A 16,945-nucleotide genomic window follows, 5' to 3' on the forward strand; every position below is an offset into this window, starting at 1 on the left:
CGGACACGCTCGAGGCGCTCGGGGTCCGCATCGACCTAGGGCCCGACCAGGTGGCGCGCAGCCTGGCCGAGGTCGGCATCGGATTCTGCTTCGCGCCGCAGTTCCATCCGTCCTACCGGCACACCTCGGCGGTACGCCGCGAGATCGGGGTGCCAACGGTGTTCAATCTGCTTGGGCCACTGACCAATCCGGCTCGACCACGGGCCGGGTTGATCGGCTGCGCCTTCGCCAACCTTGCCGAGGTGATGGCCGGGGTGTTCGCGGCGCGACGCTCCAGCGTGCTGGTGGTGCACGGCGACGACGGGCTCGACGAGTTGACCACCACGACCACCAGCACCATCTGGCGGGTGCAGGCGGGGACCATAGACAAGCTGACGTTCGACCCCGCAGGCTTCGGGTTCGCCCGCGCCGACCTCGACCAGCTGCGCGGCGGTGATGCCCAAGCCAACGCGGCGCAGGCCCGTGCGGTGCTGGCCGGCGCCGCCGGGCCGGTGCGCGACGCGGTGGTGCTCAACGCTGCGGGCGCGATCGTCGCCCACGCCGGGCTATCCAGCCGCGCTGAATGGCTGCCGGCGTGGGAGGACGGGTTGCGCCGGGCCGGCGCGGCGATCGACAGCGGCGCGGCCGAACAGCTGCTCGCGCGATGGGTGCGGTTCGGCCAGCAGATCTGACTGCCAGCTGTCCCAGCTCTCTCGGCTATCGAGGGCCTGTTCGGCGGCAATGCGCGCCGACCGCGCCGAGGCCGCCCACGCTGCCCACGGACCCGCCGAACGCACCGGCGAACACCAACCGTCGTCGGATTCGTCGCCGGCGACCCGCACGATGCGTACGCCCGGCGCGGTGAGCCAGCGGGTGATGAGCGCGGCCTCCTCGACCAGCGCGCCGCCCAGCGGCGCCGGCGTCGGCAGAACCGCTTGCGCCGCAACGGTGATCGCGTCAATCACCGGCATCGGCGGCACGCCGCGCGCGGCGCCCCCCGCCGCGGCGAGCTGCCCGTGCCGGATCACCGCGAGGTGGTAGCCCCCGCTGCCGTCCGGGGCCGCCGCGGTCAGCTCGGGCAGCCGGGCCAGCGCGCGCAGCCGCTGGCCGCGCCACAGCATCTCGATGGCGGTGGCGACGTGGTCGCGCAGTCGTGCCGCGCTTTCGTAGTGTCGGCGCTCGGCCAGTCGGTTGACCTGCTCGACGGCCGCCTCCAGCGCGGCGTTGTCCAGTCCGTCGGTCAGGGCCAGCACGCGAACGGTGGCCGAGACGTATTGCGTGCGGGTCACATCGCGGGCGGCCGGGCACGGGGACACCTCGACTTGCGGGCAGTCCGGCCCGTGCCGGGCCGAGCGTCCCAGCCGCTTGGTGCAGGTGCGGATGCCGGTGAACCGGGCCAGCAGCGCCGCGGTGTCCGCGGCGTCGGCGCGGGAACGGAACGGGCCGACGACTCGATCGTGGCGGGGGTTTCGGACCACCGACAGCCGCGGAAACGCCTCGTCGCTGAGCGCCACCCACCACCAGCGGTGCGGGAACTTCGACCGGCGGTTGTAGGGCGGGGCATGCGCGGCCAGCAGCCGCAACTCCCGCACGCCGGCTTCCAGGGCGTGGGCGCATTCGACGTGGTCGACCGCGGTGGCCAGGGTGACCATCTCCTTCATCCGGCCGCGCGGATCGGCGCCGGTGAAGTACTGGCTGACCCGCCGACGCAGGTCGACCGCCGTCCCGATGTAGAGCACCTCACCCGACGGTCCACGGAACAGGTAGACCCCCGGCCGGCGCGGCAGTTGCTCGGCCAGCACCCGCTTGCGCCGCTGCGCGGGGGTGACATCGGGCAGGTAGGCGCGCAGTTCGGCGTAGGTGTGCACACCCTGGTTGCCGACTCGTTCGATGAGGGCGTGCAACACCTCGACGGTCGCGCGGGCGTCGTCCAGCGCCCGGTGGGTGGGTTGAGTGGTGACCGCGAACAGCTTGGCCAACGACGCCAGCCGCACGCTGGGTGCCTCCTCCCGGCTCAACACCCGCCGGGCCAGCCGGACGGTGCACAACACCCGCGGCCGCGGCCAGGCGATGTTGCACCGCTGCGCGGCGGCGCGCAGGAAACCGATGTCGAAGCCGGCGTTGTGGGCCACCAGGATGGCGTCGCCGGCGAACTCGAGAAACATCGGCAGGACCGCGTCGATGGTCGGCGCGGCGCACACCATCGCGGTGGTGATGCCAGTCAGCTGGACAATCTGGGGCGGGATGCTGCGCTGCGGGTCGACCAGCGTCGCGAATTCCCCCAGCACAGCGCCGCCGCGCACCTTGACCGCCCCGATTTCGGTGATGGCGTCGGCCGCGGCGGCGTCGGTGCCGATCGCGCGGCCGCCGGTGGTTTCCAGGTCGACCACGACGAACGTGGTGTCGCGCAGCGACTCCGCGGCGTCCCACCCGTCCAGCTGGGCGAAAGTCAGCTGAGTCGCACCGGTCACGCCCATGGCGGTGAGGTTAGGTATGCGCACCGACAGCCGCGCGTTCCCACGCCGGGCCGGGCTTGTCGGTGCCCGCGGTTAGCGTTCGACGAGCAGCCTGACTGAGCGTTCGGAAAGGCGTGCGGAAAAATCGATGAGAGGACCTGACAAGCCATGGAGATGTCACATACCAGCGGCCCCGACGGCGCGGGCGGCACCAGCGGCCCACCGGGCCAGCCGGGTGCACCGGTGGTGATCGACTGCGACGACTGCGCGGTGCGGGGACCCGGATGCCGCGACTGCGTCGTCAGCGTATTGCTCGGAGTGCCCGAAATCCTTTCCTACGATGAACAAGTCGCGCTGGAAGCCCTCGCCGATGCGGGGTTGGCGCCGCGCTTGCGGTTGGTGCCGATCCATCGCGACCGTGCACCCGGGGTGGCTTAGCGAGCATGTATGGTGTTGGGCGCCATGCCAAAAGCGTTAAACCACTCCACAGAGAAATGACAGAAATCTACCCATTTTCTTAACTCCCTGCTTTGGACAAACGTCGATATCGTTTCGTAACCTGTTTGAGACCTAAACCCAGTTCGACGACTAAACGTCGACGGCAGTTTAAGGAAGCAAAATCTTGAGGCTCGACTGTAGGCATTCGATCGCGCGCGCAATCAAGCGGTCCGCCATCGGTTCGTTAGCGAGCTTCACCGCGTTGTCCGGGTTTCTGGCCGCGAATGCGCTTGCCGATCCAGCCCAGGACGCGCTGGCGAAGCTCAACGAGCTGTCCCGGCAGGCCGAGCAGACCACCGAGGCCATGCACAGCGCCGAGCTGGACCTGGGCGCCAAGCTGGCGGCCCAGCAGGCGGCCGACAAGAAGCACGTCGAGGACTTGGCCGCTGCCGATGCTGCCCGCGTCCGGCTGGGCACCTTCCAGACGGCGGTCAACAAGCTCGCCGCCGCCACCTACATGGGTGGGCGCACCGACGGCATGGCCGCGATCCTGACCGCCGAATCACCGCAACTGCTCATCGACCGGATGTCGGTGCAGCGCGTGATGGCGCGTCAAATGTCAACGCAGATGGCCGAATTCAAGGCCGCGGGGGAGCAGGCCGCGAAGGCCGAGCAGGCCTCGGCCAAGTCAGCCGCCGACGCCAAGGCCGCCGCCGAACAGGCCGCAGCGGTCCGAGCGAGCCTGCAGCACAAGCAAAGCCAGCTGCAAGTCCAGATCGCCGTGGTGAAGTCTCAGTACCAGGCGCTGACTCCCGAGCAGCGCACCGTGCTCGCCGACCCGGGACAGGTGCCGGCCGGACTGCCGGGCGGCCCCGGTCCGGAGGCCGCGCCGCCGGGTGCGCCGCCGGCCGAAGGCCAGCCGCCCGGTGAGGGCCCGCAGCCCGGTGGGATGCCCACCTTCAACCCGCCCGGCGAGGGTGGCGGAGGTGACCGTGCCCAGGTCGTACAGGCCGCGCTGACCCAGGTCGGCTCGCCGTACGTATGGGGCGGCGCCGCTCCCGGCGGCTTCGACTGCTCCGGGCTGGTGATGTGGGCGTTCCAGCAAGCCGGGATCGCGCTGCCGCACTCCAGCCAGGCGCTGGCCCACGGTGGTCAGCCGGTCAACCTGTCCGATTTGCAACCCGGCGATGTGCTGACCTTCTACTCCGACGCCTCGCACACCGGCATATACGTCGGTGACGGCATGATGGTTCACTCGTCGACCTTCGGCCAGCCGGTGCGGGTGGTGCCGATGGGCGCCGGTGGCCCGATCTACGACGCCCGGCGCTACTGATCCTCGCGCGGCACGGCGGGTGCGACGGCGCTCGCCGCTGCTACTGGCGTGCGTCCTCGTCGGTGAGCTGATCATCGGTGCAGCCGTGGTCGCCCCGGGCCGGTCCGCTGCGCCGGCGGCGCCAACCGCGCTGGTACCGCTGGTCGCCGCGGGCCGCACGATCCAGCTCAACGACCTGGGCGGCCCGCACACCGGCCGATTGCTGTCGCGGGTCGCGGCCGACATCGCTCCGGCCATCGACGCCGTGGTGGCGTTCTGGGGGGCCGACTGGTCGCGGGAGATCTCGGTGGTGGCCGCCGGCTCCGACGAGCAATTCCGGACCGCCGCCGGCGGGGGATCGGCGTCGCAGTGGACCGACATCGCGGCCGTGACCGTCGCCGACCGCGTCGACGCCGCCAGCCGGACGGCGGTCGGTCAGCGCATCGTCTTCGCGCCGGGCGCGGCCACCATGAGTGACGGCGCACTGCGAATCGTCCTGTCGCACGAGCTTTTCCACTATGCAGCGCGGGTCGACACCGCGCTGGACGCCCCGCGCTGGCTCACCGAGGGGGTCGCCGACTTCGTGGCCCGGCCCCGCTCGCCGTTGCCCGCCGGTGCGGGAGCAGCGGGGTCGTCGCTGCCGTCGGACCAAGAACTCGACATGCCCGGACCGCAACGCTCGCAGGCCTACGACCGGGCATGGTGGTTCACCCGCTTCGTGGCCGACAGCTACGGCCCGGACAAGCTGCGCCAGTTCTATGTGGCCACCTGTGGCCTCGGGCACGCCGACGTGCCGAGCGCCATCCGCGACGTACTGGGCACCGACGCGCAGGGCTTGCTGGCCGGCTGGCAACGGTGGCTGGACCGGTAGCCTTTCGCAGGTGAGCCGGGTCCTGCTGGTAACCAACGACTTTCCGCCCCGACGCGGCGGCATCCAGAACTACCTGGGCGAGTTCGTCGCTCTGCTGGCCGAGGCCGGGCTGCACGACATCACGGTCTACGCGCCGAAGTGGAAGGGCGACAACGCCTTTGACGAGGCGGCCCGGGCGCGTGGATACCGGGTGGTGCGCCATCCGGGCACCCTGATGCTGCCTGTCCCGACGGTCGACGGCCGCATGCGGCGGCTCATCGCCGAGCGCGACATCGACACCGTCTGGTTCGGCGCCGCCGCGCCGCTGGCCCTGCTGGCGCCGCGGGCACGACAGGCCGGCGCGACCCGGGTACTGGCCAGCACCCACGGCCACGAAGTCGGCTGGTCGATGCTTCCGGTCGCGCGCTCGGTGCTGCGGCGCATCGGGGAGAGCACCGACGTGGTGACTTTCGTCAGCCGCTATACCCGATCGCGGTTCGCCCCGGCGTTCGGGCCGGCCGCCTCGCTGGAGTACCTGCCCCCCGGCGTGGACAGCGACCGCTTCCACCCGGACGCCGGTGCGCGCGCCGAGTTGCGGCAGCGCTACCGGCTGGGTGAGCGGCCGACGGTCGTCTGCGTCTCGCGGCTGGTGCCCCGCAAAGGCCAGGACATGCTGATCAGGGCGTTGCCGTCGATCCGGCGCCGAGTGGACGGGGCGGCCCTGGTGATCGTCGGCGGCGGCCCGTATCTCGACACGCTGCGCAAGCTGGCGCAAGACTGCGGCGTAGGGGAGCACGTGACCTTCACCGGCGGCGTGCCGGCCGACGATCTGCCCGCCCACCATGCCTTGGCCGACGTCTTCGCCATGCCGTGCCGCACCCGCGGCGGCGGCATGGACGTCGAGGGGTTGGGCATCGTGTTCCTGGAAGCTTCGGCGACCGGGGTGCCGGTGGTCGCCGGCGATTCCGGTGGCGCGCCGGAAACCGTGCAGCACAACAAGACCGGGCTGGTCATCGACGGCAACTCGGGAGCCGAAATCACCGAAGCGATCACCGAGCTGCTGACCGACCGGGACCGGGCCGCCGCGATGGGCGCCGCGGGCCGGGACTGGGTGCGGGCTCAGTGGCGCTGGGACACCTTGGCCACCCGGCTGGCCGGGCTGCTGGCCAGCCGCTAGTCCTTGTCGTAGATCGCCTCGATGTCCGAGGCGAACTTTTCGGCCACCACGTTGCGCTTGACCTTCATCGTCGGCGTCAGCTCGCCGGTGTCCTCGGTGAAATCGACGGGCAGGATGCGGAACTTGCGGATCGACTCGGCGTTGGAGACCTGCAGGTTGGCCTGCTTGACCGCCGCGTCCACCTCGGCGACCAGGTCGGGGTCGGTGGTCAGATCGCCCACCGAGGCGCCGGCCGACTTGCTGTTGCGTTCCTTCCAGCCGTCGAACGCCTCCGGGTCGATGGTGATCAGCGCGCCGATGAACGGCTTGTTGTCCCCGACCACCATCGCCTGGCTGATCAGCGGGTGGGAACGGAGCTGGTCCTCGAGAACCGCGGGAGCCACGTTCTTGCCGCCGGCGGTGACGATCAGCTCCTTCTTGCGGCCGGTGATCGTCACGAAACCGTCCTCGTCCACCGCGCCGAGGTCACCGGTCCGGAACCAGCCGTCGGTGAAGGCGTCGGCGGTGGCCTGCTCGTTGCGCCAGTATCCGCCGAACACCACGCCGCCGCGCACCAGCAGCTCCTTGTCCTCGGCTATGCGCAAACTGTTGCCGGGCACCAGCTTGCCGACGGTCCCGATCTTCAGGCCGTTGACCTGGTTGACGGTCACAGCGGCGCTGGTCTCGGTCAGGCCGTACCCCTCGTACACCGTCACCCCGGCGCCGCGATAGAAATGGCCCAGCCGGGCGCCCAGCGGCGCTCCACCGGAGACGGCCGCGTGGCAATCGCCGCCCAGCGCCGCCCTCAGCTTGCCGTAGACCAGCCGGTCGAACAGCGCGTGCTTGGCGCGCAACACCAGCCCCGGCTTGCCCTCGTCGTAGGCGCGGCTCCAGTCCACCGCCGTCTGAGCGGCGGCCTTGAAGATCGGTCCCTTGCCGTCGTTGGCGGCGTTTTGCTCGGCGGTGTTGTACACCTTCTCGAACACCCGAGGCACCGACACCACGACCGTCGGCTTGAACACCGCGAAGATCGGCAGCAGATTCTTGATGTCGCTGGTGAAGCCGACCGTCACCTTGCTGGTGTAGGCCGACAAGGTCAGCGCCCGGGCCAGCACGTGGGCCAGCGGCAAGAACACCAGCAGCCGCTGGCCGGCGGTCAGCAGCGTCGGCAGACATTCCTGGGTGCCGCGAATCTCGTAGAGCAGGTTGGAGTGGGTCAGCTGGCAACCTTTGGGTCGCCCGGTGGTGCCCGACGTGTAGATCAGCGTGGCCGGATCTTCGCACCGCAGCTGCTGCAGCCGGGCGGTGACTTCACCGGCATCGACCTCGGCGCCCGCCTCGACGAGCTGGTCGAGCGCCTTGGGGCCCGAACCGTCGATGTGCAGCACCCGGCGCAGGGCGGGCAGGTCACCGGTGAGCTCGGTGACCATCGCCGCGTGCGCGTCGGTCTCGGCGAACACCAGCACCGCCTCGGAGTCCTGCAGCACCCAGCGCACCTGCTCGGCCGACGACGTCTCGTAGATCGGCACGGTGACCGCGCCGACTGCCAGGATCGCCAAGTCGAGAATGGCCCACTCGTAGCGGGTCGCCGAGAAGATGGAAACCCGGTCACCGGCCTGCACGCCCAGCGCGATCAAACCCAAAGCGGCCGAGCGGATCTGCCCGGCGGCCTCGGCGCACGTGACATCGGTCCACTCACCGTCGATCAAGCGCTGATATATGACGTAATCCGGGTCGTCGCGCTCATGCTCGAACACCACGGCCGCGACGCTGTCGTGCTCGTCGATGGTAAACCGGGCAGGGACGCTGTACTGACGCACTTTGATGACCTCGCTAAGGGCTGACTTCCACTTCCCAGCCTATCTGGGCTTTCGCAGAGTACGGTGACGGCCGGTCACCGCAGCCCCGGGTAGGCCGGAGTCGTGGCCTACTCATATGTGAAGCTGAGGTGGTGAACAGCATTCAGATCGCCGACCAGACCTATGTCGCCGCCGACGGCGCGCGGGTCGGAGCTGCGATCGCGGATCGGTCCCAGTGGAACCGCTGGTGGCCCGATCTACGGCTGCAGGTCACCGAGGACCGTGCCGATAAGGGCATCCGGTGGGCGGTCACCGGCGCGCTGACCGGCACCATGGAAGTGTGGCTGGAACCGTCGCTGGACGGGGTGATCCTGCACTACTTCTTGCACGCCGAACCAACCGGCGTGGCGGCCTGGCAGTTGGCCCGGATGAATTTGGCCAAGATGACGCACCGCCGGCGAGTGGCGGGCAAGAAAATGGCGTTCGAGGTGAAAACGGCTCTGGAAGAGTCACGTCCGGTCGGTGTTTCTCCGGTAGTTTAGCCGGATCAGGTGCGCTGGTAATCAACCGCGGGAGAGGGAAGTAGCCAGGTGGCGGAGAAGACGACGCAGACCATCTACATCAAAGCGGATCCAGACACCGTGTTGGAGGTCATCGCCGACATCGAGTCCTACCCGGACTGGATCTCGGAATACAAAGAAGCCGAGGTGCAGGAGCGAAACGCCGACGGCTATCCCAAAACCGTTCGTTTCGTGATGGACGCCGGCGTCATCAAAGACACCATGGTGATGTCCTACCAGTGGCCGGCCGACCGCAAATCCCTGAGCTGGACGCTGGTCTCCAGCTCGCTACTGAAGTCGCTCGAGGGCACCTATGTGTTGGCCCCCAAGGACTCTGGCACCGAGGTCACCTACCAGCTCTCCGTCGATCTGGCCGTCCCGATGATCGGGCTGCTCAAGCGCAAAGCCGAGCGCCGGTTGACCGACACCGCGTTGAAGGATCTGAAGAAACGAGTCGAGGCTGAGTGAATCCGGTTCGCCCATCCCGGCGCGGATCAGTCTGTTTGTCGGAAAAGGCGGGGTAGGTAAGTCCACCCTGGCGTGTGCCACCGCGGTCGGCGACGCCGGTGCCGGTCAGCGCGTGCTGGTGGTTTCTACCGACCAGGCGCACTCGTTGGGTGATGTGCTGGGCGTTGCAGTGCCCCCGACCGGTCACGGCGAACCCGTCCGAGTACTCGCCGACGACGCCGGCGGCGGCCTCTTGGACGCGCTGGCCTTGGACACGCTTGCGCTGCTCGAGGACCGCTGGCGCGACGTCGTCGACGCGCTGGACCGCCGGTTCCCCGAATCCGAACTGAGCAGCATTGCCCCCGAAGAGATTTCGGCCTTGCCCGGCATCCAGGAAGTGTTGGGTCTGCACGCGGTCGGTCAACTGGCGGCGGCGGGGCGATGGGACCGCATCGTGGTGGACTGCGCCTCGACCGCCGACGCGCTGCGCATGCTGACCCTGCCGGCGACGTTCGGGCTGTACGTCGAACGCGCCTGGCCCCGTCATCGCCGGCTCAGCACCGGCACCGACGACGGGCGGTCGGCCGCCGTGGTGGAGCTGTTGGAGCGCACCAACGACGCCGTCGACCGGCTCAGTTCCTTGCTCACCGATGGCGATTTGGTGAGCGCGCATTTGGTGCTCACGCCAGAGCGGGTGGTCGCCGCCGAGGCGGCGCGCACCCTGGGGTCCCTGGCGCTGATGGGCGTGCGGGTCGCCGAGTTGGTGGTCAATCAGGTGCTGCTGCAAGACGAAACCTACGAATACCAGAGCCTGCCCGACCATCCGGCGTTCTATTGGTACGCCGAACGCATCGCCGAGCAACGCTCCGTCCTCGACGAACTCGACGACACCATCGGCGACATCGCGCTGGTCCTGGTACCGCACCTGGCCGGCGAGCCGATCGGTCCCAAAGCGCTCGGCGAGCTGCTCGACAGCGCCCGACGGCGCCGCGGCAGCGCGCCGCCCGGACCGTTGCGGCCGATCGTGGACCTGGAATCTGGATCGGGACTGGATTCTGTGTACCGACTGCGACTAGCGTTGCCCCAACTCGATCCCGGAAACCTGACCCTGGGCCGGGCCGACGACGATCTGATCATCAGCGCCGGCGGAATGCGCCGCAGGGTCAAATTGGCGTCAGTCCTACGCAGATGCACAGTGTTGGATGCCCAATTGCGGGGTAGTGAGCTGACAGTTCGTTTCAAACCGAATCCGGAGGTGTGGCCGAAGTGAGTAGGGCTCATACCGACATTGGCCCCGAATTGCGGCGGCTTGCGCAGGCGGCGCTGGACAGTATCGACCCCGCGGTGCGGGCGGCCGCCGCGGTGGCTTCGAGTGCGGGGTTGACCGGCGGCGAGGGCGGCGGCAAGTGCCAGCAAGTGTGGTGTCCGGTATGCGCGCTTGCCGCACTGCTCAACGGCGAGCAGCACCCGTTGCTGACGGTGGTCGCCGACCAAGGGGTGGCGTTGCTCGACGTGCTTCGCGGCTTGGTCAACGACGCCGACCGCAGAGTGCAACCGCCTGCGGACGCTCCGCCGGCCGGCAGCCTGACCGACGAGCCGGCCGCCGAACCCAGCACTGGTAACGGCGCTGCAAAAACGCGTTACGAAGCTATTCCGATTACCGTGCAGGACTGAGCCGCCGCCTTCGGGAGGTAGTCGCGGTCACAGCTGATGGGTACAGTTGGCGCAGACGCCATTCGGTGGGGGTGAGAGGGAGCCATGTGGTACTGGTTTTTCAAGTACGTCCTCCTGGGCCCACTGCTGTCGGTGCTTGGTCGGCCGAAAGTTGAAGGGCTCGAACATGTTCCGAGTTCCGGACCGGCCATTCTGGCCAGCAATCACCTGGCCGTGATGGACAGCTTCTTCCTTCCGTTGGTGGTACGCCGCCGGATCACTTTCCTGGCGAAGTCGGAGTACTTCACCGGCACCGGCCTGAAGGGCTGGTTCAAGCGGTGGTTCTTTACCGTCGTCGGCCAGGTGCCCATCGACCGCGCCAACGCTGACGCCGCCAACGCCGCGCTGACGACCGCCGAGCGTTTGCTGGGCGAGGGCAAGTTGCTGGGTATGTACCCGGAAGGCACCCGCTCACCGGACGGCCGGTTGTACAAGGGCAAGACCGGGCTGGCGCGGCTGGCGTTGCAGTCCGGTGTTCCGGTGATCCCGGTGGCGATGATCGGCACCAACGTGGTCAATCCGCCCGGGAAGAAGATGCTGCGGTTCGGACGGGTCACGGTCCGGTTCGGCGAGCCGATGGACTTCTCCCGATTCGAGGGCCTGGCCGGCAACCACTTCATCGAGCGCGCCGTCACCGACGAGGTGATGTACGAGCTGATGGGGCTGTCCGGTCAGGAATACGTCGACATCTACGCCGCCAGCATCAAAGACGGCACCGCGAAGAGCGAGGACGCCGACCGTATCCCGGAGACGGCCGCGGGCTGATCAGCGTGCCGCCGGGACGGGGGTGAATCCCGGCTCGGGTTGGCGTTCGGCGGCCAACCGGGTGGCCACCGTCGCCCCGGCGACGACGATCAACGCCAGCGCCCACCACACATAGGACATCCCGAGCAATTGGCGCCACCAGTTCGCGGTGGTCTCCCGGTGCTTGGGCAGCAAGTCGATCGGCGTAAATCGCATCAGCGTCACTCCGACCACGCTGAGCACCGCCAGCGCCACGTTGCGCCGCCGCCAGGCCAACACCGCGGTCACCAGCACCGCCGGCAGCATCCATACCCAATGGTGTGACCAGGACACCGGCGACACCACCAGCCCGAACAACGCCACGCAGACCACCGCCAGCAACGGTTCACCGGCGCGCAGCACCCGCCGCATCGCCCAGACCGTCGCGGCCAACACCAGCAGGCAGGCGAGCACCCAGAGCAGGAAGCGTTCCTGTTCGCCCAGGCCCACCCGGGCCAAGGCGCCGGCGATGTTCTGATCGGTGTTCAAGGCGGCGGCGCCGATGCGGTCGGTGTGGTGCACCGTGTGCGTCCAGTACTCCCAGGAGTCATTCCACGCCAATGCGAACCCCAACAGCGTCGCGCCGACCACAGACGCCAGCGCCGTCAGCGCCGACTTCAGATCCCGGCGCAGCGCGAAGTAGAGCAGAAAGACCGCCGGTGTCAGCTTCAGAGCGATCCCCAGACCCAGCAACAGCCCGCGCGGCCACGGGGTGCGCCGCGGGACGCAGTCGGCGATCACCAGCGTCATCAACACGACGTTGATCTGGCCGAAGGCGAAGTTGGAGGTGATCGGTTCCAGCCAGACAGAGGCGGCGGCCACCACGACGACGGTCAGCCACACCCGACGCAGCCACGCCGGACCGGGTAACGCCCTGGACTGCGCCCACACGTCCAGACCGGTCAACACCAGCAGCGTAGACACGCCCAGCAACAGCAGGGTCAGCAAGGTGATCGCCACACTGGCCGCGGGCATCTTCAACCAGGCGAACGGAATGAAGACCACCGCCGCCAGCGGGGGATAGGTGAACGGCAGATCCAACCCGATGGGTGTGTGAAACTTCACGTCACCGTGATAGAGCGGACGGCCGTCCAGCCACGCCTGGGCGCCCAATCGGTAGATGTCGATGTCGATGCGGTAGGGAATGTGCGCGAACAGCTGCCAGCACGCATACGTCGAGATCGCGGCCGCCAACAGCCACAGCAGGCACCACAACAGGACCCGCCCGAGCCGACTGCCCACCTCGGGCGACCGCGTTTCATTCATGTCGCAGGACAGCCTAACGGGATCGGGTGCGTCTTCAGGGGCGCGGCTCCCGGCTTGTTACGCCGACACAGCGTAGGTTTTTAGAGTGCTCCGCTGGCTGCACCACGACATCATCGATCGCGGCCGCTTGCCCTTGTTGTGCTGTCTGGTCGCCTTCATCCTCACCTTCTTCGTCACGCGCAGCTTCGTGCGGTTCATCCGGCACTGCGCCGACCGGGGCCGCAGCCCGCGCTGGTGGCAACCCCGCAACGTTCACGTCGGGACGCTGCACATCCACCACGTGACCTTCGGTGTCGTCCTGGTGATGATCTCCGGTCTCACCCTGGTGACCCTCTCGGTCAACGGGCAGGAACCCGAATTCGCCATCGCCGCAACTCTTTTCGGGATCGGGGCGGCGCTTGTCCTGGACGAGTATGCGTTGATTCTGCATCTGTCGGACGTGTACTGGTCCGAAGACGGCCGCAGTTCGGTCGATGCGGTGTTCGCCGCGGTGGCCGTGGCCGGCCTGCTGATGCTGGGCCTGCACCCGCTGATGTTCTTCCTGCCCATCCGGCAGGGGCCGGACTGGGTGCTCCTGCAGAGCACGCTGCTGGGCGGGCTGGTGCTGACCCTGCCGTTGGCGGTGGTGGTGCTGCTCAAGGGCAAGGTATGGACCGGCCTGCTCGGCATGTTCCTGGTGGTGTTGCTGATCGTCGGGGCGGTGCGGTTGTCGCGGCCACATGCCCCGTGGGCCCGCTGGCGTTACACCACCCGCCCGGTCAAGATGCACCGTGCGCTGCAGCGCGAACGCACGCTGCGCCGCCCGGTGGTGCAAGCCAAGCTCTGGGTGCAGGGCATCGTCGCCGGGACGCCCAGCCTGCCGGACGAACGGGTCGTGGACGCTGAGCTGGACCTAGTGGTGCACCCCGCGCCGCCGCCCGACGGAACCGAACCCATCCTGGTCGCCGGCTAGCGTGCGGTACTTCTACGACACCGAGTTCATCGAGGACGGCCACACCATCGAGCTGATCTCGATCGGCGTGGCCGCCGAGGACGGCCGCGAGTATTACGCGGTCTCCACCGAGTTCGACCCCGAGCGGGCCGGCAGTTGGGTGCGCGCCCATGTGCTGCCCAAGCTGCCGCCGCCGTCGTCGCAACTGTGGCGATCACGCCGGCAGATCCGCGACGACCTGGAGGAGTTCTTCGGCGTCGACGGGGACGAGCCGATCGAGCTGTGGGCTTGGATCGGCGCCTACGACCACGTGGCGCTGTGCCAGTTATGGGGCACGATGCCGGAGTTGCCGCGCGCCTTGCCCCGGTTCACCCGGGAATTGCGCCAATTGTGGGAGGACCGCGGCTCCCCGCGCCTGCCGCCGCGGCCGCGGGACGCGCACGATGCGCTGGTCGACGCCCGGGATCAACTGCGCCGCTTCCAGGTGATCGAGTCGGCGGGGTACCAGAGTTCGCCCTGATCGGCGCGGAATACCGATCCCCGCAACCCGGTTACCATGGACCGATGAACTGGACCGTCGATATTCCGATCGACCAGCTCCCGTCGCTGCCGCCGTTGCCCAGTGATCTGCGGGGCCGGTTGGACGCCGCGCTGGCCAAGCCGGCCGCCCAGCAGCCCAGTTGGCCCGCCGAGCAGGCCAGCGCCATGCGGACCGTGCTGGAAAGTGTGCCGCCGGTCACCGTGCCGTCGGAGATCGTGCGGCTGCAGGACCAGCTGGCCCAGGTGGCCAAGGGCGAGGCCTTCCTGCTGCAGGGCGGGGACTGCGCCGAGACGTTCGTGGACAACACCGAACCGCACATTCGAGGCAATATCCGCACCTTGCTGCAGATGGCGGTGGTGTTGACCTACGGGGCCAGCATGCCGGTGGTGAAGGTGGCCCGCATCGCCGGCCAGTACGCCAAGCCGCGCTCGGCCGACATCGACGCGCTGGGCCTGAAGTCTTACCGCGGGGACATGATCAACGGGTTCGCTCCGGACGCGGCGGTGCGCGAGCACGACGCCTCGCGGCTGGTGCGGGCCTACGCCAACGCCAGCGCCGCGATGAACCTGGTGCGGGCGCTGACGTCCTCGGGCCTGGCGTCGCTGCATCTGGTGCACGACTGGAACCGCGAGTTCGTCCGCACGTCGCCGGCCGGAGCGCGCTATGAGGCTTTGGCCAGCGAGATCGACCGCGGCCTGAAGTTCATGAGCGCGTGCGGGGTGGCCGACCGCAACTTGCAAACCGCCGAGATCTACGCCAGCCACGAGGCGTTGGTGCTCGACTACGAGCGGGCCATGCTGCGGCTGTCCGCGAGCGACGACGGCGAGCCCCAGCTCTACGACCTGTCGGCGCACACGGTGTGGATCGGTGAGCGCACGCGGCAACTCGACGGTGCCCACGTCGCCTTTGCCGAAGTGATCGCCAACCCGATCGGGGTGAAGATCGGCCCGACCATGACCCCGGAGCTGGCGGTCGAATACGTCGAGCGCCTCGACCCGCACAACAAGCCGGGTCGGCTGACTTTGGTGAGCAGACTGGGCAACGGCAAGGTCCGCGATCTGCTGCCGCCGATCGTGGAAAAGGTGCAAGCCACCGGTCATCAGGTGATCTGGCAGTGCGACCCGATGCACGGCAACACCCACGAGTCCTCCACCGGCTACAAGACCCGCCACTTCGACCGCGTCGTCGACGAGGTGCAGGGCTTCTTCGAGGTGCACCGGGCGCTGGGCACCCACCCGGGTGGCATCCACGTCGAGATCACCGGCGAGAACGTCACGGAGTGTCTCGGTGGCGCGCAGGACATTTCGGACACCGACCTGTCCGGCCGGTATGAGACGGCGTGCGATCCGCGGCTGAACACTCAGCAGTCGCTGGAGCTGGCGTTCCTGGTCGCGGAGATGCTGCGCGACTAGGCTTTCCGTCCCCGGCGACACTCGGGTGTGGAAGAAGGGTTACAGCAGTCCGCTGAGGTTGCTGCCCAGCGTCCAGCCCGCGGTGGCGGCCAACCCGGTGATCGCCAGCACCACCGCCACCCAGATCAACACCATGCGGCGGGCGTGCTGGCGAGCCCAGACGAACTCCTCGATCGGGATACCGGCGAAATCCGTTGTCTCTGGCTGGTATTCGTAGTCGGCGTCCGGCTCAGCCGCTACAGGCTGCGGCCACTCGGGCGATTCGCGCGGCATTTCCCGCGTGGGTTGGCGCACCGGCTGGCTCATCCGGCTGCGTTGCAGGGCAGCCGACCGGTGCAGCGCGGAATTCTGCGGCGCCGGCACCCGAAACTCCGGCAGCCCCAATTCTTCGGCGATCGCATCCAGGTCGGCGGCCATCTCGATGGCATCGGCATACCGCTCGGCGGGGTCGCGGGCCGTCGCGCACGCCACGAAGTCGTCGAATTGCGCCGGCACGCCACCGATCACGTCGCTGGGCGGCGGCACATCGGTGTCCAGCCGCTGGTAGGCGATCGACAACGCCGTGTCGCCGGTGAACGGGGTACGCCCGGTCAGCAGCTCGTAGGTCAGGATGCCGGCGGAGTAGACGTCGCTGCGTGGGCCGGCATTGCCGTCGCGAACTTGCTCGGGGGAGAGGTAGGCCGCCGTGCCCAGAATGACACTGGTGGAGGTGATCTTGGCGGCCGCCACGGCGCGGACCAACCCGAAGTCGGCGATCTTGACCTCACCGTCGTCTGAGATCAACACGTTCTCGGGCTTGACGTCCCGGTGCACCAGCCCGGCTCGATGCGCGGCGGCCAGCCCGCCCAGCACCGGGCGCAGCACCGCCGCGGCGGCGTGCGGCGGCATCGGCCCCCGTTCGGTCAGCAGCTCGCGCAGGGTGCCCCCTTCGATGAGCTCCATCACCAAAAACGGGTGCCGAGCGTCAAGTCCTTGGTCGTAGACCGCCACCAGCCCAGGGCTTTTCAGCCGGGCAACCGTGCGGGCCTCGAGTTGGAAGCGGGTCATGAACTGCGGGTCACCGGCGTAGCGGGAGTCCATCACCTTCAGCGCGACGGGCCGGTCCAGTCGGGTATCGAGCCCGCGATACACCGTGGAGGTGCCGCCGCTGGCAATCGGTGCCTGCACCAGGTAGCGGCCGTCGAGCAACATGCTCTGCAACGGGTCTCCCGCGCCAGGTCCGGCCACGGGGCCATCGTAGGTGGCGGTGCGAGGACCGATCCGACCTCGTGTGCTCAACGTGCACACTCGGCTGCCCACCAG

The 16,945-nt window shown here is 68.6% G+C and carries 16 protein-coding genes and 1 pseudogene; 13 read left to right on the plus strand and 4 right to left on the minus strand.

From position 1 onward, the window contains the following. Positions 1–671, plus strand: a 671-nt coding sequence (trpD, locus tag A9W95_RS26460; RefSeq protein ID WP_082983190.1) for an anthranilate phosphoribosyltransferase, incomplete at its 5' end; no start/stop codon positions are given. Here the strand turns inward: trpD and A9W95_RS28065 are convergent. Further along, positions 609–2,456: pseudogene (locus A9W95_RS28065) on the minus strand (DEDD exonuclease domain-containing protein); the annotation flags it as partial. The gene trpD and the pseudogene A9W95_RS28065 overlap by 63 nt on opposite strands. Positions 2,457–2,609: 153 nt before the next feature. Between A9W95_RS28065 and A9W95_RS19160 the strand changes: the two are divergent. The 4 genes from A9W95_RS19160 to pimB all read left to right on the plus strand — a co-directional run bounded on the left by A9W95_RS19160 (position 2,610) and on the right by pimB (position 6,212). Continuing rightward, positions 2,610–2,873 carry a hypothetical protein gene (locus tag A9W95_RS19160; RefSeq protein ID WP_067416325.1) on the plus strand — a complete coding sequence of 88 codons (264 nt, stop codon included), beginning with the start codon at positions 2,610–2,612 and terminating at the stop codon, positions 2,871–2,873. A 184-nt stretch (positions 2,874–3,057) separates the two neighbouring features. Then, positions 3,058–4,206, plus strand: coding sequence for a peptidoglycan hydrolase RipC (gene ripC / locus A9W95_RS19165; protein WP_067416278.1), 1,149 nt, complete (start codon positions 3,058–3,060; stop codon positions 4,204–4,206). 37 nt (positions 4,207–4,243) lie between these two features. Further along, positions 4,244–5,056 carry a hypothetical protein gene (locus A9W95_RS19170; RefSeq protein ID WP_067416328.1) on the plus strand — a complete coding sequence of 271 codons (813 nt, stop codon included), beginning with the start codon at positions 4,244–4,246 and terminating at the stop codon, positions 5,054–5,056. Between the two features lie 10 nt (positions 5,057–5,066). Beyond that, positions 5,067–6,212 (plus strand): GDP-mannose-dependent alpha-(1-6)-phosphatidylinositol monomannoside mannosyltransferase, encoded by a 1,146-nt coding sequence (pimB, locus tag A9W95_RS19175; protein WP_067416282.1) that lies wholly within the window; start codon positions 5,067–5,069, stop codon positions 6,210–6,212. Here the strand turns inward: pimB and A9W95_RS19180 are convergent. Then, entirely contained in the window at positions 6,209–8,011 is a 1,803-nt protein-coding gene (locus A9W95_RS19180) for a long-chain fatty acid--CoA ligase (protein WP_067416284.1), read from the minus strand. The genes pimB and A9W95_RS19180 overlap by 4 nt on opposite strands. Positions 8,012–8,142: 131 nt before the next feature. Here A9W95_RS19180 and A9W95_RS19185 point away from each other — a divergent pair, with 131 nt between their 5' ends. From A9W95_RS19185 to A9W95_RS19205, 5 genes are all read left to right on the plus strand, one after another. Further along, complete coding sequence (locus A9W95_RS19185) at positions 8,143–8,532, plus strand: polyketide cyclase / dehydrase and lipid transport (RefSeq protein ID WP_067416331.1); 390 nt, start codon at positions 8,143–8,145, stop codon at positions 8,530–8,532. A gap of 48 nt (positions 8,533–8,580) precedes the next feature. Continuing rightward, complete coding sequence (locus A9W95_RS19190; RefSeq protein ID WP_067416287.1) at positions 8,581–9,018, plus strand: SRPBCC family protein; 438 nt, start codon at positions 8,581–8,583, stop codon at positions 9,016–9,018. Beyond that, positions 9,011–10,267 carry an ArsA family ATPase gene (locus A9W95_RS19195; RefSeq protein WP_082983193.1) on the plus strand — a complete coding sequence of 419 codons (1,257 nt, stop codon included), beginning with the start codon at positions 9,011–9,013 and terminating at the stop codon, positions 10,265–10,267. Before A9W95_RS19190 ends, A9W95_RS19195 begins: the two co-directional genes overlap by 8 nt. Next, a complete protein-coding gene (locus A9W95_RS19200) occupies positions 10,264–10,671 on the plus strand; it encodes a hypothetical protein (protein WP_067416334.1) in 408 nt (135 codons plus the stop codon). Before A9W95_RS19195 ends, A9W95_RS19200 begins: the two co-directional genes overlap by 4 nt. Before the next feature lie 84 nt (positions 10,672–10,755). Beyond that, entirely contained in the window at positions 10,756–11,475 is a 720-nt protein-coding gene (locus A9W95_RS19205) for a 1-acyl-sn-glycerol-3-phosphate acyltransferase (RefSeq protein WP_067416291.1), read from the plus strand. Here the strand turns inward: A9W95_RS19205 and A9W95_RS19210 are convergent, their stop codons facing one another. Then, positions 11,476–12,759 (minus strand): glycosyltransferase 87 family protein, encoded by a 1,284-nt coding sequence (locus tag A9W95_RS19210; RefSeq protein ID WP_067416294.1) that lies wholly within the window; start codon positions 12,757–12,759, stop codon positions 11,476–11,478. A gap of 85 nt (positions 12,760–12,844) precedes the next feature. Between A9W95_RS19210 and A9W95_RS19215 the strand changes: the two genes are divergently transcribed. Genes A9W95_RS19215 through A9W95_RS19225 form a run of 3 tightly spaced genes read left to right on the plus strand, consistent with a single transcriptional unit; the run spans position 12,845 to position 15,643 of the window. Then, positions 12,845–13,711, plus strand: coding sequence for a hypothetical protein (locus A9W95_RS19215; protein ID WP_067416297.1), 867 nt, complete (start codon positions 12,845–12,847; stop codon positions 13,709–13,711). A 1-nt stretch (position 13,712) separates the two neighbouring features. Further along, positions 13,713–14,210: a polyadenylate-specific 3'-exoribonuclease AS gene (locus A9W95_RS19220; RefSeq protein ID WP_067416300.1), complete on the plus strand. Its 498-nt coding sequence runs from the start codon at positions 13,713–13,715 to the stop codon at positions 14,208–14,210. 44 nt (positions 14,211–14,254) lie between these two features. Continuing rightward, positions 14,255–15,643: a class II 3-deoxy-7-phosphoheptulonate synthase gene (locus tag A9W95_RS19225; RefSeq protein ID WP_067416302.1), complete on the plus strand. Its 1,389-nt coding sequence runs from the start codon at positions 14,255–14,257 to the stop codon at positions 15,641–15,643. A gap of 39 nt (positions 15,644–15,682) precedes the next feature. Here the strand turns inward: A9W95_RS19225 and A9W95_RS19230 are convergent, their stop codons facing one another. Then, positions 15,683–16,834, minus strand: a complete 1,152-nt coding sequence (locus tag A9W95_RS19230) for a protein kinase (protein WP_082983195.1) — start codon at positions 16,832–16,834, stop codon at positions 15,683–15,685. Positions 16,835–16,945: the final 111 nt, after the last annotated feature.

This window comes from Mycobacterium sp. 1423905.2 (assembly GCF_001673155.1).
In the GTDB taxonomy this organism is placed as follows: Bacteria; Actinomycetota; Actinomycetes; order Mycobacteriales; family Mycobacteriaceae; genus Mycobacterium.